Origin of the sequence: Pseudomonas marginalis, from assembly GCF_001645105.1 — a bacterium.
In the GTDB taxonomy this organism is placed as follows: domain Bacteria; phylum Pseudomonadota; class Gammaproteobacteria; order Pseudomonadales; family Pseudomonadaceae; genus Aquipseudomonas; species Aquipseudomonas petroselini.
This window is the reverse complement of the sequence record NZ_LKEG01000034.1, coordinates 331,505-355,954: the sequence shown is the minus strand read 5'-3', so window position 1 is coordinate 355,954 and position 24,450 is coordinate 331,505. Positions and strand designations below refer to the sequence as shown.

The following is a 24,450-nucleotide window of genomic DNA, read 5'->3' as shown; positions in this document are numbered from 1 at the left end:
GCTGGTTTCGCAGCAGCGGTTTTAGCAACTGGCTTGGCGGCTGGTTTTGCAGCAGCCGTTTTGGCAACTGGCTTGGCGGCTGGTTTTGCAGCAGCCGTTTTAGCAGCTGGCTTGGCGGCTGGTTTTGCAGCAGCCGTTTTAGCAGATGGCTTGGCAGCTGGTTTCGCAGCAGCGGGTTTTGCTGCGGCTTTAGCAGGTGCCTTAGCAGCAACAGCTTTGCTCGCTGGCTTTTTCGCCGTGCTTGCTGCAACAGCTTTTGCAGGGGTACGAGCGCCCAGCACCTTAGCCACAGCTTCCTTCACACGACCAACGCCCTGGGCCAGTTTCAGGCTTTCCTGAGCATCTTTTTTGAGTTGGGAAATGTAGGCGCGGGTTTCAGCTTGGCGATCCTTGAGGGCGTCCAGCAGGTCCTCAAGTTCTTTGACTGCGTCCTTGGCTTTGGCTTGGGCCTTGGCCTTGCCGGCAGTAGCGGCATCTTGCAATTTGGTGCGGGATTTGTGCAGCTTTTCTTGCGCTTTACCGCGCTGTTTTTCCAGCTTGGCGAGCAGTTTTTCTGCATCGGCCAACGCTTGGGAACAGGCGCTTTCCAGATGTTCGAGCAAGCTGCCCGAAAGTTGTTGGAGTAAATGCAACGGGGTATTAACAGGCTTCTGTTTGGCCGACATGGTTTACCTCCTGGCTGACGTGGGTGCGGCTCATACTAGCCCTCTGCTCTTACCGCCGCTAGGGCATGTTGACAGTATCGTTTGCCTTGCGTTGCACCGTACGAAAATTCTTATCGTTATAACGAAAGTACGCGGCACTTTTTACCGGCTCACACTGGCATAATCCGTCGCACTTTCGGCGGGAGACCACCCATGTCGCGTTACCTTTTTCTTGTGCTTGGCCTGGCGATTTCGGTGGCCAATGCGAGCGAGCAATCACCGTCCAAAACCACTGAACAAAATCAGCATGACCTCGCCTACAGCCTGGGCGCAAGCCTCGGTGAACGCTTGCGCCAGGAGGTCCCTGACCTGCAGATCCAGGCGTTGATCGACGGCCTAGAGCAAGCCTATCAAGGCAAGCCGCTGGCGCTGGATAACGCGCGCATCGAACAGATTCTGGCCCAGCACGAAGCACAGAATGAAGCAGATACGCAGGCACCTCAAAGCGAAAAAGCCCTGGCTGCCGAACAACAATTCCTGAGCAAAGAGAAAGCCGCAAAAGGCGTGCGCGAATTGGCGAATGGAATCCTGCTCACCGAACTCACTCCCGGCACTGGCGACAAGCCAACGGCCAGCGATCAAGTTCAAGTGAAATACGTGGGGCGGTTACCCGATGGAACGGTGTTCGACCAGAGCACCCAACCTCAGTGGTTTCGTCTTGATAGTGTGATCAGCGGCTGGAGCAGTGCGTTGCAGCAGATGCCAGTGGGGGCAAAATGGCGCCTGGTGATCCCATCAGCCCAGGCGTATGGCGCCGACGGTGCAGGTGAATTGATCCCGCCTTATACACCCCTGGTGTTCGAGATCGAATTGCTCGGTACCCGACACTGAGCCAATAAAAAACGGTGCGCCATGCGCACCGTTTTTTTGTATGGCTATCGAGGGTCAGGCCTGAGTGGCAGGCTCTTCCTTATGGGCGTTGTGCAGCACTTCGATCAGGCAGTCTTCCAGTTCGAATCGCTCATGCAGCAGTGCACCCAACTCTTTGAATTTTGCTGCAACACAGTTTCCGGCATCACACAGGTCGGTGAAGGCCAGCAGCTTCTCGGTGATGACATCGATACGCGGGTAAAGGGTCTCAGCCAATTCCAGGCCACGCTGATCGTCGAAGGCTTCCGCCTCCTTGGTCAGCTGTTCGTAGACGCCGAAATGGCCGGCTGACACGTAGTCCACCAACACACCGCAGAAATCCTGCAACGGTTCACGATTCTCCGCCAGTGCCTCGGGCTTGGCACCGAGAGCATCAAAGGCCCGAACCAGTTCGTGACGTGCCTTCAGCCAGCTGTCGATCAGCTTGTGCACTCCACCCCAGCGTTCCTGAGCATTCTGACAACTTTCCAGCATGATGATCTCTCTTCCCTATAGGGGCGCTGCCGCCTGGTGCCCGCGCAACACTTCAAGGATAAAGCGGCAGCCGGACAAGGCCACATCTGACAAACGGTTTCAATAAGACATGCGGGCCAGATTATGCCCGCATGACTATGGCTTCAAGGTACGCAGGAGAGAAAGTTCATACAAGTGTTTAATCCCGCCCTACAAACTGCGACTGCCTTTCAGCGCCCCACCGGGCGCAAATGCTGGCTCAAAAACAGCCGTGAAAACTGCATGAAGCCCAAGATCAACATCCCCAGGAAGAACAACAGACTCCACTCCGGCAGGCTCAAGTCAAACAGCGTCCAATTGATGTCCATGCAGTCGACGCTGCCTTTGACGGTCAATTGCAGCGCCTGCCAAAACGACAGGTTTTCGATCATGGAGTGCAGGCTGGGCCAGCAGTCCGCCGTCTGGTCCGGCGCGGCATTTTGTAGCAGTACCTGGCGCACGGCGGTAATGGCACCGAGCAGCGCGAAGCTCATGCTCGCCAGCCCGTACCGGCAAATAACGCTACGTTTGGGGTTATGGAGGGTGGCGACCAGATTGTTCAATGTGAAAGCCGCCAGGAACCCCCGCTGCATCTGGCATAGGAAGCAAGGACGCAACGAAGCACCGAACTCGAGGTAAAAGGACGCGCCCAATGTCAGCGTACCCGCCAGGAACGCAAAGAAAAACAAGGAGCGTGAAGGGGCCAAAGACATGCTTTATCCGCATCGCGAAAGATAGGTCGCTACGGTAGAGGAAAGGCCTTACCCCTTTCAATACGTACTAGAGCAGACGATTCCGCGAGCGGTTAAGGACTTGCCGCCAGAAGATGAAAGACGTTGCGCAATCGAGCGTCGGACCTTGCCCACAAACGCTCTAAAGCCGTCTTTTGCAGTGTTTTCGAAGCAACGAAGGGTGGCCCGCTGGATATAGCTGAGCCAACCCTCGTCGCTTTCCTACGTCAGACCCGCGCCGGAACCGGCAGCGGTGACGCCAGCAATCGGTTATCCAGCAGCCCCAGCCCCTCTTGGAACAGCTGGTTACTGCGCTCGGTGTCACCCAGTTGAGCCAACAAGCGCGCCAACTCGGCACAGGCCTCAGGATTGCGCTGCACTTGGAGGCTGCTTTCCAGATAATCCCGCGCCTTGCCCCATAGACTGTTTTGCAGGCACAGGCGACCCAGCGTCAGCAGCAGGCTGGCATCACCGGGGTGGTCCTTGAGCCAACCTTCGGCAAACTTCAACTGCCGGGCCGGATCACTGCCGCGCAACAGGCCGTACAGTCGGATCAGGTGGCTGTCGTAGCCGCGCTTGATCGCGCCACGCAACGCTTCTTCGGCCTGGGTGTCAGCACCCAACTGGCGCAGTTGCTCGGCGTAGGCCAAGACCAGTTGCGGTTCTTGGCGCTGAGCGGACGTCAGTTGTTGCCAGGCCCGCTCAAGCGACTGCAAGCCTGCTTCGCCTTGTTCTTCGCGCTGGGCTGCGAGACTCAGGTTCTCCCCCCAAGCGCGACGCTCAAGCTCGGCCAGCTCGCTGGCGGGCAGCACCTTGTCCTTGCGCAGTTCGGGCAGCAAGCGGATCACCGACGACCAATCACCGCGCTGCTGATGCAGGCGCTGCAATTGACGCAGGACCTGGGCGTTATGAGGATGGCGCTCGTGCATCGCCTGCAAGGTGATCAGTGCGCCGTCCGTATCACCGCGGTCCAGTTGCAATTGCGCATGGCTCAAGGCAACCGCCAACTCGGCCTGAGGCTGACGTTCCAACGCTCTCTCCAGCAAGCCGTCGGACTCTTCGTAGCGCCCCTGTTCATTTGCGGCACGCGCCGCGCCGAGGTAGTACAGCAGCGGCTGGCGCTCGGCCTCGGCGGCACGGTGCAGGTGGCGCTCGGCACTGGCCCAACGGCCTTCGGCAAGGTCCATCTGGCCTTGCTCGATGGCGACCTGTACACGACGGCTGCGGTTACGCCGCGACCACGGGTTGACCACGCCGCCGGAGGTGGTAATCAGGCTCAACAGCACCCGGATCAGGTAGATCGCCAAACCGACGGCAAATACCGCCACCAGCGTCGCCCACAGGCTCGACTCGTAATGCAGCACATGCGGGTAGGTAATCAGCACGTAGCCGGTGTGTTTCGAAATGCCTACAGCCAGTGCCAGCGCGATTGCAATCGCCAGCACGAGGATCACATAGAAACGCTTCATCGGCTCTACTCCTGCTTCGCCGACGTCGCCGCTGCCTTGGCTTCGTCGGCAGACAGATGACGACGCTCAAGGTAAGCCTGCACGGCAGCCAGGCTCGCGGCCAGGTCCGGCGTCACCACCGATACCGCCTTCGGCTCAAGTTCGGCGATACGCGCCAGCATCGCCTTGCTCTGCGGGTTGTCCTGGTTGAAGTTGTCCTGCAACACACTGCGCGCCTCGCCCAGCGAGCGGCTGTAGACGGCCGACTCGCCATTGAGCGCCGCCCATTGGGCTTGCTCCAGGGCCAGGCTCAGGGCCAGGCGCACTTGGTTCAGGCCTTGGCCGGCCAGCAGTGGGCGAATGTTATCGTCGGGGTTGAAGTCGATACGGAAGTAACGGGAAATCTGCTCCCACCATTGGCTCCAACGGCTTTGCGTATCGGTAGTCGGTCGCCCCTCGGAAGCAGGATCGGTCAGTTGATACTCGGGGGCAATGGCCGCCAGTTGCACGACTTGGTCACGCAAGGCCGCCAATTGCAGGTACAGCCCGGTGCGGTCCGGCTGCTCGGTGCTGCGCAGCGCGGCAAGGCTCTTGGCCAATTGCTCACGGGCGGCATAGGAACCCGGATCGCTTTGCTCGCGAAGAATCTCGTCGGCCCCCTGGACCAGCGCCTGGGCACTGTTGATGTCCTGCAGGGCAGACAGGCGCAGACTCGCCAGACGAATCAAGTGCTCGGCCTCGGCCAAGCGCCAGTCTTTGCGGCTGGACCCGAGCACCGTCTCCAGGCGCTGGCTCAGACGCTGCTGATCACCCTGCAACTGGGCGACCAGGCGACGGCGCTCTTCCAGCTCATCCGCACCCGGCAACTGCGCCAGCCGCGCAGCCAGTTGTTGCTGGCTTTGCTTGAGGGACTGGGATTGGTCATCGAGGGTCTGCACCTGGCCCAACTGCTGCTGGCTGCTGGCCTGCAGGGCGCGGACCTGCCAGATCCCCCAACCACCGGCGGCAACACCCGCGGCGCCGAGCAACAGGGCGACGATTGCCAGGCCATTACCACGGCGCGGCGCGGTGACCGGTGACGCAACCGGCGCATCAAGTGCGGGTTGGGTTTCATCTTTAGGCAAGGCTGTTTCGCTCACGTATCCGTCCTTTGCGTTTCAGAGAGTGGGAACGGTATAGCTCCGTATCGCCACTAACAAAGCCGCGGCACTCGCACCGCGACAATCCACAACTTTTTCTGCGCCGGCGGCCCGCGCCATCTCCTGGACCCGCGGGCTAGGCACGAACAACGGCAGCTGCGCCACCTGTGGCCAATCGGGGCCAGCCAGGGCTTGCAGGTGTAAAAAACCCTGTCCACTGCTGACCACCAGCCCGTTCAAGCGTTCCAACTGGATGCGTTGCATCAGTACACCGGCGTCGTAGGCCGGAAGCAAACGGCGATACAACTCCAGATAGTCGACACTAGCACCTTGCTCGCGCAAACGCTCCGCCAGCAGCTCCCGACCACCCTCACCCCGCAAAATCAAGACTCGGGCGTGTGGGGGTGCGATAGCCTCGCGCAAAGCAGGCAATTGAAGCAGGGCCTCGCTGTCATCGCCTGTAGGGGGATACTGAACGTTAAGGCCATGTTCGGCCAGTACCTGCGCGGTGGCGGCACCGACACTGAACCATCGCAGATGCGGCCAGGCTTGACCCAACTGCTGCACGGCAAGGCGCGCGGCCGGCTTGCTGACAACGATTACGGCACAGTAGCGACCCAGGTCACGGAAGACGGCTTGTTGTTCAGGTGTGACGGGGAGCGGCGCGATGTCCAGCAACGGCAAGCTGCTGCTGAAAATACCGGCTTCGGACAACGAGGCCGCCAGGGCCATCGATTCCTCGGCAGGCCGCGTCAGCAGCACACGCCATTCGGTCACTGCGGGCCGGCCTCGCCGTAGACTTTCTGCAGAATCGCACCAGCGCCCTTCTCCAGCAGCGCTTGCGCCACCTGGATACCCAACGCCGTAGCGTCACACTGCGGACCACGGACCTCGGCGGTCAGCAGGTTGCCGCCTTCCGGGTCTCCGACCAAGCCACGCAACCACAGGTTTTCACCTTCGAGCACGGCGTAGCAGGCGATCGGCACTTGGCAGCCACCGTTGAGGTGCTTGTTCAGGGCACGCTCAGCCGTGACGCGCACTTCAGTCTCGTGGTGATCCAGGGGCTTGAGCAGGGCGTGGATCTCAGTGTCGGCGGTACGGCATTCAATGCCGACGGCGCCCTGCCCACCGGCAGGCAGGCTGTCCTCGACGCTGATGGCCGAAGTGATACGGTCTTCGAAACCCAGACGGATCAGCCCAGCCGCTGCGAGGATGATCGCGTCATATTCACCCGCATCCAGCTTCGCCAGGCGGGTGTTGACGTTGCCGCGCAGGAAGCGGATCTGCAGGTCCGGGCGGCGGGTCAGCAACTGTGCCTGGCGGCGCAGGCTCGACGTACCGACGATGCTGCCCAAAGGCAGCGCATCCAGGGACGCGTAAGTATTGGAAACGAACGCATCACGCGGGTCTTCACGCTCGCAGATGCAAAACAGGCCCAAGCCTTCGGGGAAGTCCATGGGCACGTCTTTCATCGAGTGCACGGCAATGTCCGCTTCGTTTTCCAGCAGCGCGGTTTCCAGCTCTTTGACAAACAGGCCCTTGCCGCCGATTTTCGACAGTGGCGAGTCGAGCAGTTTGTCACCGCGACTGACCATGGGCACCAGGGACACCTTGAGGCCGGGGTGAGCCTGCTCCAGGCGTGCTTTGACGTATTCGGCCTGCCACAAGGCCAGGGCGCTTTTACGGGTGGCGATGCGGATTTCGCGAGAGGACATGGATCAATCCGTACTGAATAGATACGGCAGATAATAACAGCTCAGGCAGATATGCCTTGATTTGTATCAGCAAGTGCGCGGCCTCCCTGGCCACGTCGCACCGGGAAAACGAATGCAGACCTCGCCACGCCTCGGGCTAAAGCTGCTGCATCATTTTGCGCACGCCGGCGACATGGCGTCGGCTGACGATCAACGCATCGCCGTTAAGCCCTTTGAGGAACAACTGAAAATGCCCCAGAGGCGTACGTTGCAGGCGCTCGATTCGCTCGCGGGCCACCAGCGCATTGCGGTGGATACGCACGAAGCGGTCGCCGAATTCATCCTCAAGGGCCTTGAGCGGTTCATCGAGCAAGACTTCACCGCCTTGGTGGCGCAAGGTCACGTACTTGTGATCCGCAATAAAATAAACCACCTCGCCCAAAGGGATCAGCTCGATACCTTTGCGTGTGCGTGCGCTGATATGGCTGCGCGGCCCGTTACCACTTTGGGCGGCAGGCTGAGTCAGGGCAGCAAGCTGGACGCGGGTTGGGCGCTCGGCCTTTTTAAGGGCTTTGAGCAAGGTTTCGCCCGCCACCGGTTTGGTGAGGAAGCTGACACCACTGGCTTCAAGCGTCTCCGCAGAGAACTCTTCACCGGCTGCGCAGAACACCACGGCGGGTGGTGACTCTCGCTCGCTCAATCGGGCGGCAACTTGCAGGCCATCAAGGCCTGGCATACGGATATCGAGCAACACCACATCCGGCTTGAGGCTGTCGATCAGCGTCAACGCCTCTTCGCCCGTGGTGGCGCTCGGCTCTAGTACTGCATAACCCTCGAGTTCACTGACCAAACGGCTCAGTCGCTCGCGGGCTTGGGGTTCGTCATCAACGATCAGGACATTCATATTGCGCTGGATTCCTGCGTGAGTCTCGCACAAGGATAGCGTAGACAGGTGCGGTGACTTGCGTCACAGCGATCCACGCTAAGACTAGCGCGAGCGGCAAAAAGTGCCCTGAGAGTGGCACCCATATTTACCCGGACCTGTTCAATAGCGCCCAAGACCTGCTGCCTTCGGGCATTGTCGTAGGGTTTGCTGATACACAATCCGAATCCCCCCTTTCAAATGGATAGTCCGGGTTCTGACCGCATCACCGGACTTTGGTGCATTCACACACTATCAGTCCAACTGTAGACGCTCGCTGCGACGACATTGCTCAATCGTCAAATATCGTTTCAATAAGCCTCTGCACCAGTCTCGTCCTCGACGCGTTCGGCGGCAAGGCACTTAGCCATCCATTGCGCAAATAAAAATGCCGACCACCCGCAGCACCGCCTCTGCGGACAACCCTGTTATTATCGCCGGCACACTTCCCAGTCTCCTTATAAGCAGATCACGAGCGAACTCATGAGCACCGACAAGACCAACCAGTCCTGGGGCGGCCGCTTCAGTGAACCCGTCGACGCCTTCGTCGCCCGCTTCACCGCCTCCGTCACCTTCGACCAGCGCCTGTACCGCCATGACATCATGGGCTCCATCGCCCACGCGACGATGCTGGCCAAGGTCGGCGTGCTGACCGACGCCGAGCGCGACAGCATCATCGACGGCCTCAACACCATCCGTGGCGAGATCGAAGCCGGCACGTTTGACTGGCGCGTCGACCTGGAAGACGTGCACATGAACATCGAAGCCCGCCTCACCGACCGCATCGGTGTGACCGGCAAAAAACTGCACACCGGCCGTAGCCGTAACGACCAGGTCGCCACCGATATCCGTCTGTGGCTGCGTGATGAAATCGACCTGATCCTGGGCGAAATCACCCGCCTGCAGAAAGGCCTGCTGGAACAGGCCGAGCGTGAGTCGGACACCATCATGCCCGGTTTCACTCACCTGCAGACCGCGCAACCCGTGACCTTCGGCCACCACTTGCTGGCCTGGTTCGAAATGCTCAGTCGCGACTATGAACGCCTGGTGGACTGCCGCAAGCGCGCCAACCGCATGCCATTGGGCAGCGCCGCGCTGGCCGGCACCACGTACCCGATCGACCGCGAGTACACCGCGCAATTGCTGGGCTTCGACGCCGTCGGCGGTAACTCGCTGGATGGTGTGTCGGACCGTGACTTCGCTATCGAATTCTGCGCCGCCGCCAGCATCGCGATGATGCACCTGTCGCGCTTCTCCGAAGAGCTGGTGCTGTGGACCAGCGCGCAATTCCAGTTCATCGACCTGCCGGACCGCTTCTGCACCGGCAGCTCGATCATGCCGCAAAAGAAAAACCCCGACGTGCCCGAGCTGGTGCGTGGCAAGAGTGGCCGCGTATTCGGCGCCTTGATGGGCCTGCTGACCCTGATGAAAGGCCAACCACTGGCCTACAACAAAGACAACCAGGAAGACAAGGAGCCGTTGTTCGACGCCGCCGACACCCTGCGCGACTCGCTGCGCGCGTTTGCCGACATGATCCCGGCGATCAAGCCCAAGCACGCGATCATGCGTGAAGCGGCGCTGCGCGGGTTCTCCACCGCGACCGACCTGGCGGACTACCTGGTACGCCGCGGCCTGCCGTTCCGCGACTGCCACGAAATCGTTGGTCACGCGGTGAAGTACGGCGTGGACACCGGCAAGGACTTGGCGGAAATGAGCCTGGAAGAACTGCGTCAGTTCAGCGACCAGATCGAGCAGGACGTGTTTGCCGTGCTGACCCTGGAAGGCTCGGTAAATGCCCGTAATCATGTGGGCGGGACTGCGCCGGCACAGGTGAAGGCAGCCGTCGTGCGCGGCCAGGCCTTACTGGCTAGCCGCTGAAAAATGTGGGAGGGGGCTTGCCCCCTCCCACACTTGATCACTTTTTGGCCGCGATCATCGCCATAAACGCCGGCATCGCCGCCTCCCTGTCTGCCGCCACTTTCTGGGCGTTTGGCATGGCATGCAACCTTTCCAGCAACGCCTTGGCCGCCGGCATTCCATCCAGCACATCCAGTCCAAACAGCTTCTCGCCCACCGCACAGGCGAGGTTCACGCTGTACATGAAATACAAATCCGCAATCGTGAAGCTCTCCCCCGCCACATACGGCGCGAACTTGCCGTGCCGACCCAACGAACCAAAACCCAACAACAACTCGGCCTTGGACTTCTCCTTGATCGCCTCCGCCACCGGCATTCCAAAAAACGCCTCGGCGAAACATGCACGCGCAGGCAGTTCGATATACAGCTCAATCTCGCGACATAACGCCAGCACCTGAGCACGCTGAAACGGCTCGGCCGGAAGCAGCGCACGGCCCTCCTGGGTGTGCTCGATGTATTCGAGGATCACGCTGGTCTCGTTGATAAACCCCTGCTTCACGCCCAGCACCGGCACCTTGCCGCGCGGGCTGACAGCCAAGGCCTCTGGGGTTTGCCCGGCATAAAAGGGCACCTCTTCGAACGGCAACCCTTTCTCCAGCAGCGCCAGCTTGACCATGTTGTAGTAGTTGCTGACCGAAAATCCGTAAAGCTTGAGCATCGCAAAGCCTCCAGGCCGTGTGCGGGTTGGCTGCAAGCGTTATAGCGCCCCCCGCCTGGCCGTGCCAGCAGCATCACCCGCCTGAATGGGGGTAGACTGGCGCCCTTTCCTTGAGGAGCCTGCCATGAGCGAGCCGACCGATATCGACAACGACGAAGAAGAATTCGCCGAAACCACCCTGATCGAAGCGATCGAGAACCAGATCGAAAGCGAAAACCCACCAGCGGCCAAGGCCACGTTCAACAAGCTGACCCTGGTGGGCTACGAGCGTGAAGAGATCCTGCAACTGATGGCTCACGTGCTGGCTGTCGAGATCGACGCATTGCTGGAAGAAGACCGTGCCTTCAATACCGAATGGTATGAAACTGCACTGCGCGCCTTGCCGGAATTGCCGCCTGAAAAGCAATAATTGCTCCTACTGGACAGTTCGGCAAAGTGCGTTCACCTTATGGCCTGCTAGCCTCTAATAAATTCTTAGAAAGTCTGGAGTCCTTATGTCGTATACCCCTGAGTTGGTTGCCGAACTGGAAATCCTTGTACTCTTCCCATTGGACAGCACCAAAGAAGGTCTGAAAGTCCACCAGACCGCCGCGCCTACTGCCATCGCCGCTGCCAAACGCCTCCACGCGAAAGGACTTATCGACCAACCGGACGGGGGCTACCTGACCAGCCTTGGCCGGGACGCCGCAGAGCAGGCCCAGACCCTGCTGACTATCTTGACCACTGCCACTACCAAAGAAGCCGCCTGATACCTATACCGCCCATGGAGTCCGCCTCTTGCGGATTCCGGGGGCGTTGCTGTGGAAGTGCGAAAATTCTGACGTCAAAATCTATTTCCCTCTAAACCTCCTACGCTACTGGCTGTAAACTCCTACACGGCCGCCCACGTCGGGCCCTGCGAGCCACCGAGTTCGACATGACCCGCACCCATGAAATCCGCCCCGACCTGGACGAAGGCATCGACCGCAAGGTGCTGGCTCAATTGCGCGCGCGTTTCATGGCCCTCAACGAAGGGCGTATGGCCCGGGCCGTCGAGGGGCTGACACCCCGCCAGCAAAGCGTGCTGACCCTGTTGCCGTTGTTCTTCCACGTCAACCACCCGCTGCTGCCCGGTTATGTGTCGGGCAGCACGCCGGCAGGCCTGTCGAATTTCGAACCCGACACCCAAGCCCTGGCAGAAGCCCAGCGCCTGACCCGCTCGTTCTCCTACAAGCCACGCCACGGCAACCCGCCGCGACCGATCCACGGCCTGTTCCTGATGGGCAGCCTTGGCACCCTGGCCCAAGCCGACCAGAGCGACATGGATGTGTGGGTCTGCCACGCCGCCGACCTGAGTGAGAGTGAACTGGCCGAACTGCGCAAAAAATGCCAGTTGCTGGAAGCCTGGGCCCTGACCATGGGCGCCGAGGCGCACTTCTTCCTGATCGAGCCGACACGCTTTGTACTCGGCGAGCGCGACACGCAACTGAGCTCCGATGACTGCGGCACCACCCAGCATTACCTGCTGCTGGACGAGTTCTACCGCACCGCCATCTGGCTCGCCGGGCGTACGCCGATCTGGTGGCTGGTGCCGGTGTACGAAGAGACCCACTATGCCGAGTTCACTCACACGTTGATTTCCAAGCGTTTTATCCGTGCCGATGAAACCCTGGACCTCGGCCATCTGGCACGCATTCCCCCGGGCGAATTCATCGGTGCCGGGCTGTGGCAATTGTTCAAGGGCATCGAGTCGCCCTACAAATCCGTGCTCAAGCTGCTGCTGACCGAGGTCTACGCCAGCGAACACCCGAACGTGCACTGCCTGAGCCTGCGCTTCAAGCGTGCGGTATTCGCCAACCAGATGGACCTGGACGAGTTGGACCCGTACATCGTGGTGTACCGCCGTATCGAGGAATACCTCAAGGCCCGCCATGAACCTGAGCGCCTGGAACTGGTGCGACGCGCGCTGTACCTGAAGGTCAACCGCAAGCTCAGCGCCGGCCAGCGCACCACCAGTTGGCAACGGCTGCTGCTGGAGCGTCTGGCCCACGAATGGGGCTGGGACCAGCGCCAATTGACGCTGCTCGACAGCCGCAGCCAATGGAAAGTGCGCCAGGTGGCCTCGGAGCGCCGGGCGCTGGTCAGCGAGCTCAATTACAGCTATCGCTTCCTGACCCAGTTCGCCCGCACCGAACAGACCGTCAGCCTGATCAACAAACGCGACCTCAATGTGCTGGGGCGGCGCCTGTACGCCGCGTTCGAGCGCAAGGCCGGCAAAGTCGAGTTCATCAACCCCGGCATCGCCCCGGACCTGGCCGAAGACACGCTGACCCTGGTGCAATCGCCCAACCGCAAGGAGCCGGGCCAGCACCACTGGGGCCTGTACAACGGTAACCTGACAGCCCTGGAATGGGAGCATTTCGCGCCGATCAAACGCAGCCGCGATTTGCTGGAAATGCTCACCTGGTGCCATCGCAACGGCGTGATCGACAGCAGCACGCGCCTGGCCTTGCACCCCGGCACCAGCGACATGACTGAATTCGAGCTGTTCAACCTGCTGGGCAGCCTGCAACAGACCATCGCCCTGCCCCTGGCCAGCGTGGATGAAGACCGCTTGCTGCGCTCGGCAGTCCCCGAAGAAGTGTTGCTGCTGATCAACGTCGGCGTCGACCCGCTCAAGCATCACCGTGACCTGAATATCCTGATGACCACCGAGCGCACCGATTCCCTGAGCTATGCCGGTGTGCGCGATAACTTGGTGCTGACCCTGGACCAGGTCACGCTCAATAGCTGGAACGAGGTGATGGTCAGCCGCTATGACGGCCCCCACGCCTTGCTCGACTGCCTGCGCGATTACCTCAACCAGTTACCGCCGGACCACCTGCCACGCCTGCGAGTGCGCTGCTTCTGCCACAACCGTGCGCAATTCATTGCGCAGCGGGTGGAAGAGATCTTCGACACCGCGCAGAACCTGCTGCTGGGCCAGGGCAACCACCGCTATCTGCTCCAGGTGCAGCAGCACTATCACGTGATGGAACTGATGCCGGGCCAAGCCACCCATGTGTCGTTACCGACCCAGGATGCGCTGATCGCCTACCTCAGCGAAGAACTGGCCAGCTACAGCCCGCTGCACCTGGACGCCATGGCCCTGGAAGACCACGACCTGGCGCTGCTGTTGCCCATGGGCCAGGCCGATAGCGTGCAGGTGTTCTACCGGGTCAACGAAGGCTTCGCCGAGCTGTATGTGTTGGATGAATTCAACGCGCTCTGGCAGCAGCGCTTGCCGTTCCATGATGAACAGAGCCTGTTGGCGCCTTTGCAGCGTTTTTTGCAGTCGATCATTTATCGCCGCGACGCGTTGTCGCCGCTGGACCCGCAAGAGCCGCTGGGCGCGGTGCACATCTTGTATTACCAACTATTGCCTGCGGGCAGCGGTCGCGCGCGCGGCATCGAGCCTCGACCGGCGCCGCTGAACCCGGCAAACAAACCGTTTTATGACGTGCAGGCGATTATCGGCAAAGCGGCGCCGGGTCAGGTGGGGATTACCCTGTACTGCAATCAGCGGGAGTTTTCCGAGCTGGAATTTGGCGACCAGCTGTTTGCAGTGGTCGCCCAGGAAATCGTCGGGCAACGCCGGGAGACCGAGCGTTACCGCTGCTACATCACTGACCTGGACCTGTCCGGCCTGCTCGGCGATGTGCAAAGCCCGAGCAACCTGTACCTGCGTTACAAGGCCGAGCTGGAGCTGTCACTCAACGAGGCGCTGAGCCAGATTTAGCACGCTGCCTTTTAAAGCGAGAGGCACCTAAAGCGAGAAGGCACCGCCGTCTTTTGGCTGGCCTTCGACACTCAGCAGTTCGAGCTTGAGGGTCTTGCCGCCCGGTGCAGGCCAATCGATATGCTGGCCGACCTTTAGGCCGAGCAACGCACTGCCCACCGGCGCCAGGATCGAGATCTTGCCTTCATCGGCGTTGGCGTCCTTGGGGTAAACCAACGTCAGGTGGTAGTCCTTGCCACTGCCTTGCTCGCGGCAATGCACACTGGAATTCATGGTCACGACCGTTGCAGGCACTTCATCGTGGCCAACCACTTCTTCGGCGCGGTCGAGTTCGTGCTGAAGGGCTTCGACACCCGGCGAGTCCTCGCCTACACGGTCGATCAGTTGCTCAAGACGCTGCACGTCGAGACGGGTAAGAATGATGGAAGGTGCGGTCATGATTGAGGCAGACTCCTTTTTTCTGCACAAAAAAGCAAAACCCCGCCAGGAAAAGGCGGGGTTCTCACGGGCCTCGATGAGTTGAGGCGTACCCGGACACTACCACAGCGTCACAAATAAACAAGACGGCCTCAGACGTGGGCCCGGCGCTGCTCGGCCTCGGCACAGATCACCCGGCGCCGGGCATCATCGGCAGAGCGCCATTCACGGATATCTTCCACGTGGCGGAAGCAGCCGAGGCAGACTTTCTGCTCGTCCAGGCGACACAAACTGATACAAGGTGACGGCACCGCCGGGCTGACATTGCTGAACAGCGGCTTGGGCGGGCGGACAGGTGCAGGCTGGGTCACGGTCAGATCTCGTCGAAATCCAGGTCGGCGCCGGTGTACTCGCTGACCAGGCGCGCGAGCATTTCACTCAGCAGTTCTTCACTCTTGTCGCACTGCCATTTGCCGCTTTCTTCGTCGTAGTCGAAGTGAACGCCGCCGGAACGCGCAGCCAGCCAAAGCTGACGCAACGGCTCCTGGCGGCTGAAGATCAACTGCTGGCCGCTCTCGAACTTGACGGTCAGCACGCCGGCCGAGTTTTCCAGGTCCACGTCCAGGCCGCTGTCGTCGAAAATATCTTCCAGCGCCTGCTGGGTCGAATCCACCAGGTCGTGAAAACGGGCTTCGGTCAAACTCATTGTGGCAACCTCAAAAGTGTCTGGTTTTGCTCAAGCGCCGCACGATACGGGCGAGCCCCGCCGATTGCAAAGGATACCGATTTCAACGCGATTGACGGCGTGAAATATCCTCAACCAGCGTAGTCCGCTTCCCGACTGTCTCGGCAAAGCCCCGCCGGACGGGTATTCCGGCGCATAGGCAAGCTGGCGGGTGGTCGGTATACTCGGGCGCAATTAATGCATATTCAAGGATTTCGCCATGAAGCGCCTGATCTCTTCCCTTGCTGCGCTCGTCGCGGTCGCTTGCCTCGTTAGTGCCTGTGGTCAAAAAGGCCCGCTGTACCTGCCCGATGACAGCAAAGACCCGAATGAACAGGCGCAATCGTCGCAAAAACCTTCCAAAGCGCATAAGCACGACACCTACGAATAAGGGTACTCCATGGACGCTTTTAACTACCGGGACGGCGAGCTGTTCGCGGAAGGCGTGGCGTTGTCCGCGATTGCCGAGCGCTTTGGTACCCCGACCTATGTGTACTCGCGTGCGCATATCGAAGCCCAGTACCGCTCCTTCACCGACGCGCTCGATGGCGTGCCGCACCTGGTGTGCTATGCGGTCAAGGCCAACTCCAACCTGGGCGTACTGAATGTCCTGGCGCGCCTGGGCGCTGGTTTCGACATCGTCTCCCGTGGCGAGCTGGAACGTGTACTGGCTGCCGGCGGCAAGGCTGACAAGATCGTCTTCTCCGGTGTCGGCAAGACCCGCGAAGACATGCGTCGCGCCCTGGAAGTCGGCGTGCACTGCTTCAACATCGAATCCACCGACGAGCTGGAGCGCCTGCAAGTGGTGGCCGCCGAGATGGGCGTTCGTGCGCCGATCTCCCTGCGCGTCAACCCGGATGTCGACGCCGGCACCCACCCGTACATTTCCACCGGTCTCAAAGAGAACAAGTTCGGCATCGCCATTGCCGACGCCGAAGACGTGTACATCCGCGCCGCGCAACTGCCGAACCTGGAAGTGTTGGGCGTCGACTGCCATATCGGCTCGCAACTGACCAGCCTGCCTCCGTTCCTGGATGCGCTCGACCGCCTGTTGGCGCTGATCGACCGCCTGGGCGAATGCGGCATCTACCTGCACCACATCGACCTGGGTGGCGGTGTGGGCGTGCGTTACCGTGATGAAGAGCCGCCGCTGATTGCCGACTATATCCAAGCCGTGCGCGAGCGCATCGAAGGCCGCGACCTGACGCTGATGTTCGAGCCGGGCCGTTATATCGTCGCCAACGCGGGCGTGCTGCTGACCCAGGTCGAGTACCTCAAGCACACCGAACACAAGGATTTCGCCATCGTCGATGCGGCGATGAACGACCTGATCCGCCCGGCGCTGTACCAGGCCTGGATGAATGTCACCGCCGTGACGCCTCGCAACAGCGAAGCCCGCGCCTATGACATCGTCGGTCCGATCTGCGAGACCGGCGACTTCCTGGCCAAGGATCGTCAGCTGGCCCTGGAAGAAGGCGATCTGCTGGCCGTGCATTCGGCCGGTGCCTACGGGTTTGTCATGAGTTCCAACTACAACACCCGCGGGCGTACCGCCGAGGTGCTGGTGGACGGTGATCAAGCGTTCGAAGTGCGTCGCCGCGAGACGGTAGCCGAGTTGTATGCTGGCGAAAGCCTGCTGCCGGAGTAAGCCATGCTGCTGCGTTTTACCAAGATGCACGGGCTGGGCAATGATTTCATGGTCCTCGACCTGGTCAGCCAGCACGCGCATATCCTGCCCAAACACGCTAAACAGTGGGGCGACCGTCACACCGGCATCGGTTTCGATCAATTGCTGATCGTCGAAGCGCCAAGCAACCCGGAGGTGGATTTCCGTTACCGGATCTTCAACTCCGACGGTTCCGAAGTGGAGCAGTGCGGCAACGGCGCGCGCTGCTTCGCGCGCTTTGTGCTGGACAAGCGCCTGACCGCCAAACGGCAGATCCGCGTCGAGACCAAGAGCGGCGTGATCGAGCTGGATATCCGCAGCGACGGCCAGATCAGCGTCAACATGGGCGCGCCACGCCTGGTGCCGGCGGACATTCCGTTCGAGGCCACCGAGCAGGCTGTCAGCTATGCGCTGGATGTCGACGGCAAGACCGTCGACATCGCCGCCGTGTCCATGGGCAATCCCCACGCGGTGCTGCGTGTCAACGACATCAACAACGCGCCCGTGCATGAATGGGGGCCGAAGATCGAACACCACCCGCGCTTTCCGGCACGGGTCAACGTGGGCTTCCTGCAGGTGATCGACCGTACCCGCGCGCAATTGCGTGTGTGGGAACGCGGCGCCGGCGAAACCCAGGCCTGCGGTACCGGTGCTTGCGCCGCTGCCGTGGCCGCGATCAGCCAGGGGTGGATGGATTCGCCGTTGCTGATCGACCTGCCCGGTGGACGCTTGTCCATCGAGTGGGCAGGCCCTGGCCACCCGGTGATGATGACCGGGCCGGCCTCGCGCGTATACGAAGGACAGGTCCGTCTATGAGTGAGTCAAGCCAATGACCGATAAGCCTCAAGTACCCGCACAAGCAATCACGAGCGACAGCCTGGAGGCCGCTACCGTCGCGGCGTATCTTGAGGCTAATCCGGACTTCTTCGTCGAGCACGAAGAGTTGCTGCCGGCACTGCGCATCCCCCATCAACGCGGTGATACGGTGTCGCTGGTGGAGCGGCAGATGAAGATCCTGCGTGAGCGCAATATCGAAATGCGCCACAAGCTCTCGCACTTGATGGACGTCGCCCGCGACAACGACCGCCTGTTCGAGAAAACCCGTCGCCTGATTCTGACCCTGATGGACGCCACCAGCCTGGAAGAAACGGTGATCGCCGTGGAAGACAGCCTGCGCCAAGACTTCCAGGTGCCATTCGTGAGCCTGATCCTGTTCAGCGACAACCCGATGCCGGTGGGTCGCTGGGTCAGCGGCAGCGATGCACAAACCGCCATCGGCGGGCTGCTGTCCGAAGGCAAGACCATCAGCGGCACCTTGCGTGAGCATGAGCTGGACTTCCTGTTTGGCGCTGAACAGCGCAAGCAGATCGGCTCCACCGCCGTGGTCGCCCTCAGCCATCAGGGCCTGCACGGCGTGTTGGCCATCGCCAGCCGTGATCCTCAGCACTATAAAAGCTCAGTCGGCACGCTGTTCCTGACCTACATCGCCGAAGTGCTGGGCCGCGTCCTGCCGCGCTTCACCACCGCCCTGCGCGCGGTGCGCTAGCGATGGAACGGCAACTGGACGCTTACTGCGCTCACCTGCGCAACGAGCGCCAGGTGTCGCCCCATACCCTGGAAGCCTACCGACGGGACTTGAACAAGGTCCTGGCGTACTGCGAGAAACAACAGATCAGCAGCTGGAAGGCCTTGGATATCCAGGGCCTGCGCAGCCTGATCGCGCGCCTGCACCAGGCCGGCCAGTCCTCGCGCAGCCTGTCGCGCCTGCTCTCGGCGGTGCGCGGGCTCTATCACTACCTTAACCGTGAAGGCCTCTGCGACCACGACCCGGCCAACGGCCTGTCGCCGCCCAAGGGTGAGCGACGCCTGCCCAAGACCCTGGACACTGACCGCGCCCTGCAATTGCTGGATGGCGCCGTCGAGGACGACTTCCTCGCTCATCGTGACCAGGCGATCCTGGAGCTGTTCTATTCCTCGGGTTTGCGCTTGTCAGAGCTGACCGGCCTGAACCTGGATCAATTGGACCTCGCCGACGGCCTGGTGCAGGTGCTCGGCAAGGGCAGCAAGACCCGCGTCCTGCCGGTGGGCCGCAAAGCGCGGGAAGCCTTGCAGCTGTGGCTGCCGCTGCGCCTGCTGACCAACCCGGCGGATGACGCGGTGTTTGTCAGCCAACAAGGCCGCCGCCTGGGGCCACGGGCGATTCAGGTGCGGGTCAAGGCCGCCGGCGAGCGCGAGTTGGGGCAGAACCTGCACCCACACATGCTGCGACACTCTTTTGCCAGCCATATGCTGGAATCGTCCCAGGACCTGCGCGCGGTTCAAGAGCTGCTCGGCCACTCCGACATCAAGACCACACAGATCTACACCCACCTGGACTTCCAACACCTGGCAACGGTGTATGACAGCGCCCATCCACGGGCCAAACGCATCAAGGGCGGCGACTCATGAGTATCAAGCTGATCACCTTCGACCTGGACGACACGCTCTGGGACAACGTACCTGTCATCATCAGCGCCGAGGCGTCGATGCGCGAATGGCTGGCGGCAAACGCGTCCAAGGTCGGCGACCTGCCCCTGGAGCATTTCGCCAGCCTGCGCCAGCAGGTGCTGCAACGTCATCCAGAACTCAAACACCGCATCAGCATCCTGCGCCACCGGGTGTTGATGCATGCGTTTGAAGAAGCCGGTTATCCACAGCCTGAAGCCACGCAAATGGCGGATGTGTGCTTTGAGGCGTTCATTCACGCGCGACACCAGCTCACGGTGTTCCCGGAAGCCGAGCCGATGCTGCAAGCCCTGCGCCAGCACTTTTTGCTCGGGGTGATCACCAACGGCAATGCTGATGTGCAGCGCGTGGGCCTGGCGGATTACTTTCACTTTGCCCTGCGCGCCGAAGATATCGGCATCGCCAAGCCGGATGCCCGCTTGTTTCAGGAGGCGTTGCAGCGCGGTGGCGTGGAGGCCGGGGCGGCGGTGCATGTGGGCGATCATCCAGGCGATGACATTGCCGGGGCGCAGCAGGCCGGGCTGCGGGCGGTGTGGTTTAACCCGACGGGTAAGGCATGGGAGGCGCAAAAGCGCCCGGATGCAGAAATTCGTAGCCTGACGGAACTGCCGGAACTGCTGCGCAGCTGGAAGTAATACCGCAGGTCAAAATGTGGGAGGGGGCTTGCCCCCGATTACAGTGGGTCAGCCAATATATTCGTTGGCTGATACACCGCTATCGGGGGCAAGCCCCCTCCCACATTTTTTATCGCCAGTGACCTCCAGGCATGAAAAAACCCGCAGCGACGGCGGGCTTTTTCTTACAAGCAGGTGACTGACCTCAGATAGGTCGGCTGCCGTACTTGTTATCCGGCTTCTTCGGTGGGTCTGCCACCACGTTAGCCTCGACTTCCTGCACTTTGCCGCCTTTAGCGAGGAATTCTTCCATCGCACGGGCCAGGGCATCACGCTCTTTGTTCTTGGCTTCAACGCTCGGCAATTCATCTACCGACACCGCAGCCTTGGCTTTGCCTTTGGCAGCCGGAACAGGTGCATCATCGCCACCGTCGTCGTCAGCAACGTCTTCCGCCGCCGCTTCAAGACCTTCTTCGGTGTCGTCTTCGTCACCTACTTCGAGTTCGTCGTTTTCCAGATCATCGTCGCTCATGTTCTACCTCATGACTTGCGAAAAGCAGATTAGTTATAGCCCAGCTTCACCCTCTGTCGACGGCGGCTGGAAAAAAATCAACATCCACCGGATAACCAGTGGCTTATGCCCCATCACCGTGCAAGGTGGCGAGGACTTTACGAGCACCGCCATGATCACGGTGCTCGCCCAGATAAACACCTTGCCAGGTCCCCATCGCCAAGCGCCCGGCCTTCACCGGCAAACTCAGCTGGCAGCCCAGGAGACTGGCCTTGAAGTGCGCCGGCAGGTCATCCGGACCTTCGTCGTTGTGTTCAAACCCTGCAAGGCCTTGCGGCACCAGCGAGTTGAAAAAACGTTCGAAGTCACGGCGAACCGCCGGATCGGCATTCTCGTTGACGGTCAACGAGGCCGAGGTGTGCTGCAGCCACAGATGCAACAAGCCCACGCGACAGGCCTTTAATTCAGGCAAGCCGGCCAGCAACTCATCGGTCACCAGGTGAAAGCCCCGGGGCTTGGCCCGCAGAGTAATCAGGGTCTGTTGCCACATACAGTTCTCCGCCCATCGGCGCGCATTCTAGCGCGCTCTGGGAAAAAACAAAGTGCCGAATACGCCTACATGGCTGTAAGACATTCGCACGCAGAAAAGTGCCGTGTGCGCCCCATCACAAACTTGAGGCGAAAACCGGTACAGCTTGTTATGACTGACAAACGCCAGGCAAAAAAATGCCCGGCGAGCCGGGCATCTTTTTTTCGCGTACTTACAAGTTGTAGCCGCGCTCGTTGTGTTGTGCCAGGTCGAGGCCGACAGCCTCTTCTTCTTCGGTGACCCGCAGGCCCATGACCATGTCCAGCACCTTGAGGATGATGTAGGTCACGATGGCCGTGTAGATCACGGTGAAGCCGACGCCTTTGCACTGAGTCCAGACCTGGGCCGCGATATCAGTGGTCGCCGCGTTGAAGCCACCCATCGATGGTGCAGCAAAAACACCGGTCAGGATCGCACCGAGGATACCGCCGATACCGTGTACACCAAAGGCGTCCAGGGAATCGTCGTAGCCCAGTTTACGTTTCAGCGTCGTTGCGCAGAAGAAGCACACGACACCCGCCGCCAGGCCGATGATCAGCGCGCCCATCGGGCCCACGGTGCCAGCAGCCGGAGTGATGGCAACCAGACCCGCCACCACACCCGAGGCGATGCCCAGTGCGCTTGGCTTACCGTGGGTGATCCATTCGGCGAACATCCAACCCAACGCCGCCGCAGCGGTAGCGATCTGGGTGACCAGCATCGCCATGCCGGCGGTGCCGTTAGCGGCAGCGGCAGAACCGGCGTTGAAGCCGAACCAGCCGATCCACAGCATGGCGGCACCGATCAGGGTGTAACCAAGGTTGTGCGGGGCCATTGGCGTGGTCGGGAAGCCTTTGCGCTTGCCGAGCACGAGGCACGCCACCAGGCCAGCCACACCGGCGTTGATGTGAACCACGGTGCCGCCGGCGAAGTCCAGCACGCCCCAATCCCACATCAGGCCACCGTTACCGCTCCAGACCATGTGCGCGATCGGCGCATAGACCAGGGTGAACCAGATAGCCATGAAGATCAGCATCGCCGAGAACTTCATGCGTTCGGCGAAAGCACCGACGATCAGCGCCGGGGTGATGATGGCGAAGGTCATCTGGAAGGTGATGAACACGGCTTCCGGGAACAGCGCCGCAGGCCCGGTGATGCTGGCCGGGGTAACGCCCGCCAGGAACGCCTTGCCCATGCCGCCGAAGAAGGAATTGAAGTTGACGACGCCCTGCTCCATCCCGGTCGTATCGAACGCGATGCTGTAACCGTAGACGACCCACAGGATGCTGATCAGGCCAGTGATGGCGAAGCACTGCATCATCACCGACAGAATATTTTTGGAACGAACCATGCCGCCGTAGAACAGCGCCAGGCCCGGGATAGTCATGAACAGCACCAAGGCGGTGGCGGTCAGCATCCAGGCGGTGTCGCCGGAATTGAGGACTGGAGCAGCCACTTCGTCTGCCGCCATGGCCAGGCTTGGCATTACGATGGACAACAGGGCTCCGAGCCCTGCGAATTTACGCAGAGTCATATTGTTTTCTCCTGGGGCGTTGGGGTTTGGCGGCTTAGATTGCGTCGGTATCGGTTTCGCCGGTACGGATGCGAATAGCCTGTTCCAGATTGACCACGAAGATCTTGCCGTCACCAATCTTGCCGGTGTTGGCGGCCTTGGTTATCGCCTCGATAACCCGGTCAAGATCCTTGTCGTCAATGGCGACATCAATCTTCACCTTCGGCAGGAAATCGACCACGTATTCCGCGCCGCGATACAGCTCGGTGTGACCCTTCTGCCGACCGAAGCCTTTGACCTCAGTAACGGTAATGCCCTGCACGCCGATCTCGGACAACGACTCGCGTACATCGTCCAACTTGAACGGCTTGATGATGGCAGTGACTAGCTTCATGAAAACTCTCTCCCGAATTGGTGGACTTGCCCCAGGAAAACAAACCCGTCTCAAGTCTAAGCGCAGTGCCTGGCTTTGTAACGCATCGTCGCCTCGGCATTTGCCTTTGCGACGCCAGCGAACCACTGGTGACGAAACCTGTACCCCTGATCCGTCGGCGCACTGCATTCGTCACAGCGACTGCATCAGTGCATGGGTCATGATCGTCTAAGCAGAAACCTTGCCAGCTCCGTAAAAATCACTGAAATCAGTCCTTTGCCCACTTATGCCGACCCAGCGCCGGTGCTGACGACCACAATGCGCACAAAAACAGTGCGCCACCGCCCAGCCCCCTGCGCGAAAAGCGTGCGCCCGGGTCACGAAAAGACTATAGACGCTGCGTGATACACTGCCGGCCAACAGTTTTCCGGAATATTTCCCATGCTCGCGCCCAAAGACCTCCTCGACGCCCTGAGCGGCCACGCCTCTCGCCTGTTCAGCGGTGACACCCCCCTGCCCCGCAATGAAATCGAAAGCCAGTTCAAGGCGCTGCTGCAGAGCGGCTTCAGCAAGCTCGACCTGGTCAGCCGGGAAGAATTCGACAGCCAGATGGTGGTGCTCGCCCGTACGCGTGCACGCCTGGAGAGCCTGGAGGCGAAGGTAGCGGAGCTTGAAGCACGGTTGACGCCAGCAGGCGAATAACCGGCCTCCATGGCCGGCCTGCTGACCGCGCTGTTGATGGTTGCTCTATCCGCTAGCGTCGGGGCCGTGATGCTGCTCAGCAGCGCCGTCGCCGGCGTACGCGACCCGTTGCAACCGTCGATCATTCCGCTGTTTGCAGACGACGATCAGGTCTCCCTGGCACTGCGCACCAAAAGCATGCTGTCGTCCATTCCCATTCTGCTCGGGCCGATCCTGGGCTGGCTCGCCAACCGAGTGCCTCGCAACCTCTGCGTCGCGGCGGGCTTTGCACTGTTGGGGAGCAGTTTCGCCATGAACGGCCTGATCGCTCAGTTAGGCATCGCGCTGAGCATCACGTTGTTGCGGGTGCTCCTGATCCCTGATTTGCGCACGTTCATGCGCGCCCCCGACACACAACTCAACAATGCCTACCTGGCCAACTACCCCAGCGCCTTTGCACGTTGATACGTCCTGTAAAAGTCTGCTCCCTTGCACCTGCACTCCCTCGACTACCTTTGAAAAACCGCAGCAAGCGGCCCTCCCTTT

29 protein-coding genes are annotated in these 24,450 nt (G+C 60.8%); 13 read left to right on the top strand and 16 right to left on the bottom strand.

All coding sequences use genetic code 11. The features are described from left to right. On the bottom strand, nt 1-665 hold a 665-nt coding region (locus AO064_RS10960), incomplete at its 3' end, for an AlgP family protein (RefSeq protein ID WP_208602900.1). A gap of 192 nt (nt 666-857) precedes the next feature. Between AO064_RS10960 and AO064_RS10955 the strand changes: the two genes are divergently transcribed. Beyond that, on the top strand, nt 858-1,535 hold the full coding sequence (locus AO064_RS10955; RefSeq protein ID WP_064053276.1) for an FKBP-type peptidyl-prolyl cis-trans isomerase: 678 nt from the start codon (nt 858-860) through the stop codon (nt 1,533-1,535). A 54-nt stretch (nt 1,536-1,589) separates the two neighbouring features. Here AO064_RS10955 and AO064_RS10950 read toward each other — a convergent pair whose 3' ends face one another. The 7 genes from AO064_RS10950 to AO064_RS10920 form a co-directional block, all read right to left on the bottom strand. Beyond that, the gene (locus tag AO064_RS10950; RefSeq protein ID WP_064053275.1) at nt 1,590-2,048 is read right to left on the bottom strand and encodes an Rsd/AlgQ family anti-sigma factor; all 459 of its coding nucleotides are present in this window, start codon (nt 2,046-2,048) and stop codon (nt 1,590-1,592) included. Nucleotides 2,049-2,257: 209 nt separating this feature from the next. Beyond that, entirely contained in the window at nt 2,258-2,779 is a 522-nt protein-coding gene (locus tag AO064_RS10945; protein WP_064053274.1) for a disulfide bond formation protein B, read from the bottom strand. A 245-nt stretch (nt 2,780-3,024) separates the two neighbouring features. Then, complete coding sequence (locus tag AO064_RS10940; RefSeq protein WP_064053273.1) at nt 3,025-4,266, bottom strand: heme biosynthesis protein HemY; 1,242 nt, start codon at nt 4,264-4,266, stop codon at nt 3,025-3,027. 5 nt (nt 4,267-4,271) lie between these two features. Further along, complete coding sequence (locus tag AO064_RS10935; RefSeq protein WP_015886490.1) at nt 4,272-5,384, bottom strand: uroporphyrinogen-III C-methyltransferase; 1,113 nt, start codon at nt 5,382-5,384, stop codon at nt 4,272-4,274. Nucleotides 5,385-5,402: 18 nt separating this feature from the next. Then, on the bottom strand, nt 5,403-6,161 hold the full coding sequence (locus AO064_RS10930) for a uroporphyrinogen-III synthase (protein WP_064053272.1): 759 nt from the start codon (nt 6,159-6,161) through the stop codon (nt 5,403-5,405). Then, nucleotides 6,158-7,099, bottom strand: a complete 942-nt coding sequence (gene hemC, locus AO064_RS10925) for a hydroxymethylbilane synthase (RefSeq protein WP_064053271.1) — start codon at nt 7,097-7,099, stop codon at nt 6,158-6,160. Before hemC ends, AO064_RS10930 begins: the two co-directional genes overlap by 4 nt. A gap of 136 nt (nt 7,100-7,235) precedes the next feature. After that, nucleotides 7,236-7,982 (bottom strand): LytR/AlgR family response regulator transcription factor, encoded by a 747-nt coding sequence (locus tag AO064_RS10920; protein WP_015886493.1) that lies wholly within the window; start codon nt 7,980-7,982, stop codon nt 7,236-7,238. Nucleotides 7,983-8,483: 501 nt separating this feature from the next. Here AO064_RS10920 and argH point away from each other — a divergent pair. Next, nucleotides 8,484-9,878: an argininosuccinate lyase gene (gene argH / locus AO064_RS10915; protein ID WP_064053270.1), complete on the top strand. Its 1,395-nt coding sequence runs from the start codon at nt 8,484-8,486 to the stop codon at nt 9,876-9,878. Between the two features lie 37 nt (nt 9,879-9,915). Here the strand turns inward: argH and AO064_RS10910 are convergent, their stop codons facing one another. After that, nucleotides 9,916-10,575, bottom strand: coding sequence for a glutathione S-transferase family protein (locus tag AO064_RS10910; protein WP_046034879.1), 660 nt, complete (start codon nt 10,573-10,575; stop codon nt 9,916-9,918). Nucleotides 10,576-10,699: 124 nt separating this feature from the next. Between AO064_RS10910 and AO064_RS10905 the strand changes: the two genes are divergently transcribed. From AO064_RS10905 to AO064_RS10895, 3 genes are all read left to right on the top strand, one after another. Further along, a complete protein-coding gene (locus tag AO064_RS10905; RefSeq protein WP_010207441.1) occupies nt 10,700-10,984 on the top strand; it encodes a hypothetical protein in 285 nt (94 codons plus the stop codon). An 85-nt stretch (nt 10,985-11,069) separates the two neighbouring features. After that, nucleotides 11,070-11,324: a TIGR02647 family protein gene (locus AO064_RS10900; protein WP_010207442.1), complete on the top strand. Its 255-nt coding sequence runs from the start codon at nt 11,070-11,072 to the stop codon at nt 11,322-11,324. A 167-nt stretch (nt 11,325-11,491) separates the two neighbouring features. Continuing rightward, entirely contained in the window at nt 11,492-14,332 is a 2,841-nt protein-coding gene (locus AO064_RS10895) for a class I adenylate cyclase (protein WP_046034878.1), read from the top strand. Between the two features lie 27 nt (nt 14,333-14,359). Here the strand turns inward: AO064_RS10895 and rnk are convergent, their stop codons facing one another. From rnk to cyaY, 3 genes are all read right to left on the bottom strand, one after another. Beyond that, the gene (rnk, locus tag AO064_RS10890; protein WP_015886497.1) at nt 14,360-14,770 is read right to left on the bottom strand and encodes a nucleoside diphosphate kinase regulator; all 411 of its coding nucleotides are present in this window, start codon (nt 14,768-14,770) and stop codon (nt 14,360-14,362) included. Between the two features lie 131 nt (nt 14,771-14,901). Beyond that, complete coding sequence (locus AO064_RS10885) at nt 14,902-15,120, bottom strand: DUF1289 domain-containing protein (protein ID WP_064053269.1); 219 nt, start codon at nt 15,118-15,120, stop codon at nt 14,902-14,904. A gap of 2 nt (nt 15,121-15,122) precedes the next feature. Continuing rightward, nucleotides 15,123-15,455 carry an iron donor protein CyaY gene (cyaY, locus tag AO064_RS10880; protein ID WP_015886499.1) on the bottom strand — a complete coding sequence of 111 codons (333 nt, stop codon included), beginning with the start codon at nt 15,453-15,455 and terminating at the stop codon, nt 15,123-15,125. 238 nt (nt 15,456-15,693) lie between these two features. On the opposite strand from cyaY, the gene lptM reads away from it, so the two are divergent. From lptM to AO064_RS10855, 6 genes are read left to right on the top strand one after another with little or no spacing between them, the layout of a single operon-like run. Next, on the top strand, nt 15,694-15,864 hold the full coding sequence (gene lptM, locus AO064_RS30175; RefSeq protein WP_010207449.1) for an LPS translocon maturation chaperone LptM: 171 nt from the start codon (nt 15,694-15,696) through the stop codon (nt 15,862-15,864). A gap of 9 nt (nt 15,865-15,873) precedes the next feature. After that, the gene (gene lysA, locus AO064_RS10875; RefSeq protein WP_064053268.1) at nt 15,874-17,121 is read left to right on the top strand and encodes a diaminopimelate decarboxylase; all 1,248 of its coding nucleotides are present in this window, start codon (nt 15,874-15,876) and stop codon (nt 17,119-17,121) included. 3 nt (nt 17,122-17,124) lie between these two features. Then, entirely contained in the window at nt 17,125-17,955 is an 831-nt protein-coding gene (gene dapF, locus AO064_RS10870) for a diaminopimelate epimerase (RefSeq protein WP_015886501.1), read from the top strand. 13 nt (nt 17,956-17,968) lie between these two features. After that, nucleotides 17,969-18,685, top strand: coding sequence for a DUF484 family protein (locus AO064_RS10865; RefSeq protein WP_064053267.1), 717 nt, complete (start codon nt 17,969-17,971; stop codon nt 18,683-18,685). Nucleotides 18,686-18,687: 2 nt separating this feature from the next. Further along, nucleotides 18,688-19,587, top strand: coding sequence for a tyrosine recombinase XerC (gene xerC / locus AO064_RS10860; RefSeq protein ID WP_064053266.1), 900 nt, complete (start codon nt 18,688-18,690; stop codon nt 19,585-19,587). Further along, nucleotides 19,584-20,279: an HAD family hydrolase gene (locus AO064_RS10855; RefSeq protein ID WP_046034876.1), complete on the top strand. Its 696-nt coding sequence runs from the start codon at nt 19,584-19,586 to the stop codon at nt 20,277-20,279. Before xerC ends, AO064_RS10855 begins: the two co-directional genes overlap by 4 nt. 184 nt (nt 20,280-20,463) lie before the next feature. Here the strand turns inward: AO064_RS10855 and sutA are convergent, their stop codons facing one another. The 4 genes from sutA to glnK all read right to left on the bottom strand — a co-directional run bounded on the left by sutA (nt 20,464) and on the right by glnK (nt 23,244). Continuing rightward, entirely contained in the window at nt 20,464-20,790 is a 327-nt protein-coding gene (sutA, locus tag AO064_RS10850; protein ID WP_015886504.1) for a transcriptional regulator SutA, read from the bottom strand. A 103-nt stretch (nt 20,791-20,893) separates the two neighbouring features. Then, on the bottom strand, nt 20,894-21,319 hold the full coding sequence (locus AO064_RS10845) for a secondary thiamine-phosphate synthase enzyme YjbQ (RefSeq protein WP_046034875.1): 426 nt from the start codon (nt 21,317-21,319) through the stop codon (nt 20,894-20,896). Nucleotides 21,320-21,530: 211 nt separating this feature from the next. Continuing rightward, entirely contained in the window at nt 21,531-22,871 is a 1,341-nt protein-coding gene (locus AO064_RS10840) for an ammonium transporter (protein WP_064053265.1), read from the bottom strand. A gap of 34 nt (nt 22,872-22,905) precedes the next feature. Then, nucleotides 22,906-23,244 carry a P-II family nitrogen regulator gene (gene glnK / locus AO064_RS10835; protein WP_002555808.1) on the bottom strand — a complete coding sequence of 113 codons (339 nt, stop codon included), beginning with the start codon at nt 23,242-23,244 and terminating at the stop codon, nt 22,906-22,908. A gap of 420 nt (nt 23,245-23,664) precedes the next feature. Here glnK and AO064_RS10830 point away from each other — a divergent pair, with 420 nt between their 5' ends. After that, nucleotides 23,665-23,925 (top strand): accessory factor UbiK family protein, encoded by a 261-nt coding sequence (locus AO064_RS10830; protein ID WP_010207460.1) that lies wholly within the window; start codon nt 23,665-23,667, stop codon nt 23,923-23,925. A gap of 9 nt (nt 23,926-23,934) precedes the next feature. Beyond that, nucleotides 23,935-24,369, top strand: a complete 435-nt coding sequence (locus AO064_RS10825) for a hypothetical protein (protein WP_064053264.1) — start codon at nt 23,935-23,937, stop codon at nt 24,367-24,369. Nucleotides 24,370-24,450: the final 81 nt, after the last annotated feature.

Excerpts from the sequence above, each read along its gene's own strand:
- argH (WP_064053270.1), top strand. The coding sequence starts at position 8,484 with ATGAGCACCGACAAGACCAACCAGTCCTGGGGCGGCCGCTTCAGTGAA.
- AO064_RS10845 (WP_046034875.1), bottom strand. The coding sequence starts at position 21,319 with ATGTGGCAACAGACCCTGATTACTCTGCGGGCCAAGCCCCGGGGCTTT.
- AO064_RS10905 (WP_010207441.1), top strand. The coding sequence starts at position 10,700 with ATGAGCGAGCCGACCGATATCGACAACGACGAAGAAGAATTCGCCGAA.
- AO064_RS10895 (WP_046034878.1), top strand. The coding sequence starts at position 11,492 with ATGACCCGCACCCATGAAATCCGCCCCGACCTGGACGAAGGCATCGAC.
- AO064_RS10950 (WP_064053275.1), bottom strand. The coding sequence starts at position 2,048 with ATGCTGGAAAGTTGTCAGAATGCTCAGGAACGCTGGGGTGGAGTGCAC.
- sutA (WP_015886504.1), bottom strand. The coding sequence starts at position 20,790 with ATGAGCGACGATGATCTGGAAAACGACGAACTCGAAGTAGGTGACGAA.
- lptM (WP_010207449.1), top strand. The coding sequence starts at position 15,694 with ATGAAGCGCCTGATCTCTTCCCTTGCTGCGCTCGTCGCGGTCGCTTGC.
- rnk (WP_015886497.1), bottom strand. The coding sequence starts at position 14,770 with ATGACCGCACCTTCCATCATTCTTACCCGTCTCGACGTGCAGCGTCTT.
- AO064_RS10830 (WP_010207460.1), top strand. The coding sequence starts at position 23,665 with ATGCTCGCGCCCAAAGACCTCCTCGACGCCCTGAGCGGCCACGCCTCT.
- AO064_RS10940 (WP_064053273.1), bottom strand. The coding sequence starts at position 4,266 with ATGAAGCGTTTCTATGTGATCCTCGTGCTGGCGATTGCAATCGCGCTG.
- AO064_RS10840 (WP_064053265.1), bottom strand. The coding sequence starts at position 22,871 with ATGACTCTGCGTAAATTCGCAGGGCTCGGAGCCCTGTTGTCCATCGTA.
- cyaY (WP_015886499.1), bottom strand. The coding sequence starts at position 15,455 with ATGAGTTTGACCGAAGCCCGTTTTCACGACCTGGTGGATTCGACCCAG.
- AO064_RS10945 (WP_064053274.1), bottom strand. The coding sequence starts at position 2,779 with ATGTCTTTGGCCCCTTCACGCTCCTTGTTTTTCTTTGCGTTCCTGGCG.
- lysA (WP_064053268.1), top strand. The coding sequence starts at position 15,874 with ATGGACGCTTTTAACTACCGGGACGGCGAGCTGTTCGCGGAAGGCGTG.
- hemC (WP_064053271.1), bottom strand. The coding sequence starts at position 7,099 with ATGTCCTCTCGCGAAATCCGCATCGCCACCCGTAAAAGCGCCCTGGCC.
- xerC (WP_064053266.1), top strand. The coding sequence starts at position 18,688 with ATGGAACGGCAACTGGACGCTTACTGCGCTCACCTGCGCAACGAGCGC.
- AO064_RS10920 (WP_015886493.1), bottom strand. The coding sequence starts at position 7,982 with ATGAATGTCCTGATCGTTGATGACGAACCCCAAGCCCGCGAGCGACTG.
- dapF (WP_015886501.1), top strand. The coding sequence starts at position 17,125 with ATGCTGCTGCGTTTTACCAAGATGCACGGGCTGGGCAATGATTTCATG.
- AO064_RS10955 (WP_064053276.1), top strand. The coding sequence starts at position 858 with ATGTCGCGTTACCTTTTTCTTGTGCTTGGCCTGGCGATTTCGGTGGCC.
- AO064_RS10855 (WP_046034876.1), top strand. The coding sequence starts at position 19,584 with ATGAGTATCAAGCTGATCACCTTCGACCTGGACGACACGCTCTGGGAC.
- AO064_RS10825 (WP_064053264.1), top strand. The coding sequence starts at position 23,935 with ATGGCCGGCCTGCTGACCGCGCTGTTGATGGTTGCTCTATCCGCTAGC.
- AO064_RS10910 (WP_046034879.1), bottom strand. The coding sequence starts at position 10,575 with ATGCTCAAGCTTTACGGATTTTCGGTCAGCAACTACTACAACATGGTC.
- glnK (WP_002555808.1), bottom strand. The coding sequence starts at position 23,244 with ATGAAGCTAGTCACTGCCATCATCAAGCCGTTCAAGTTGGACGATGTA.
- AO064_RS10900 (WP_010207442.1), top strand. The coding sequence starts at position 11,070 with ATGTCGTATACCCCTGAGTTGGTTGCCGAACTGGAAATCCTTGTACTC.
- AO064_RS10865 (WP_064053267.1), top strand. The coding sequence starts at position 17,969 with ATGACCGATAAGCCTCAAGTACCCGCACAAGCAATCACGAGCGACAGC.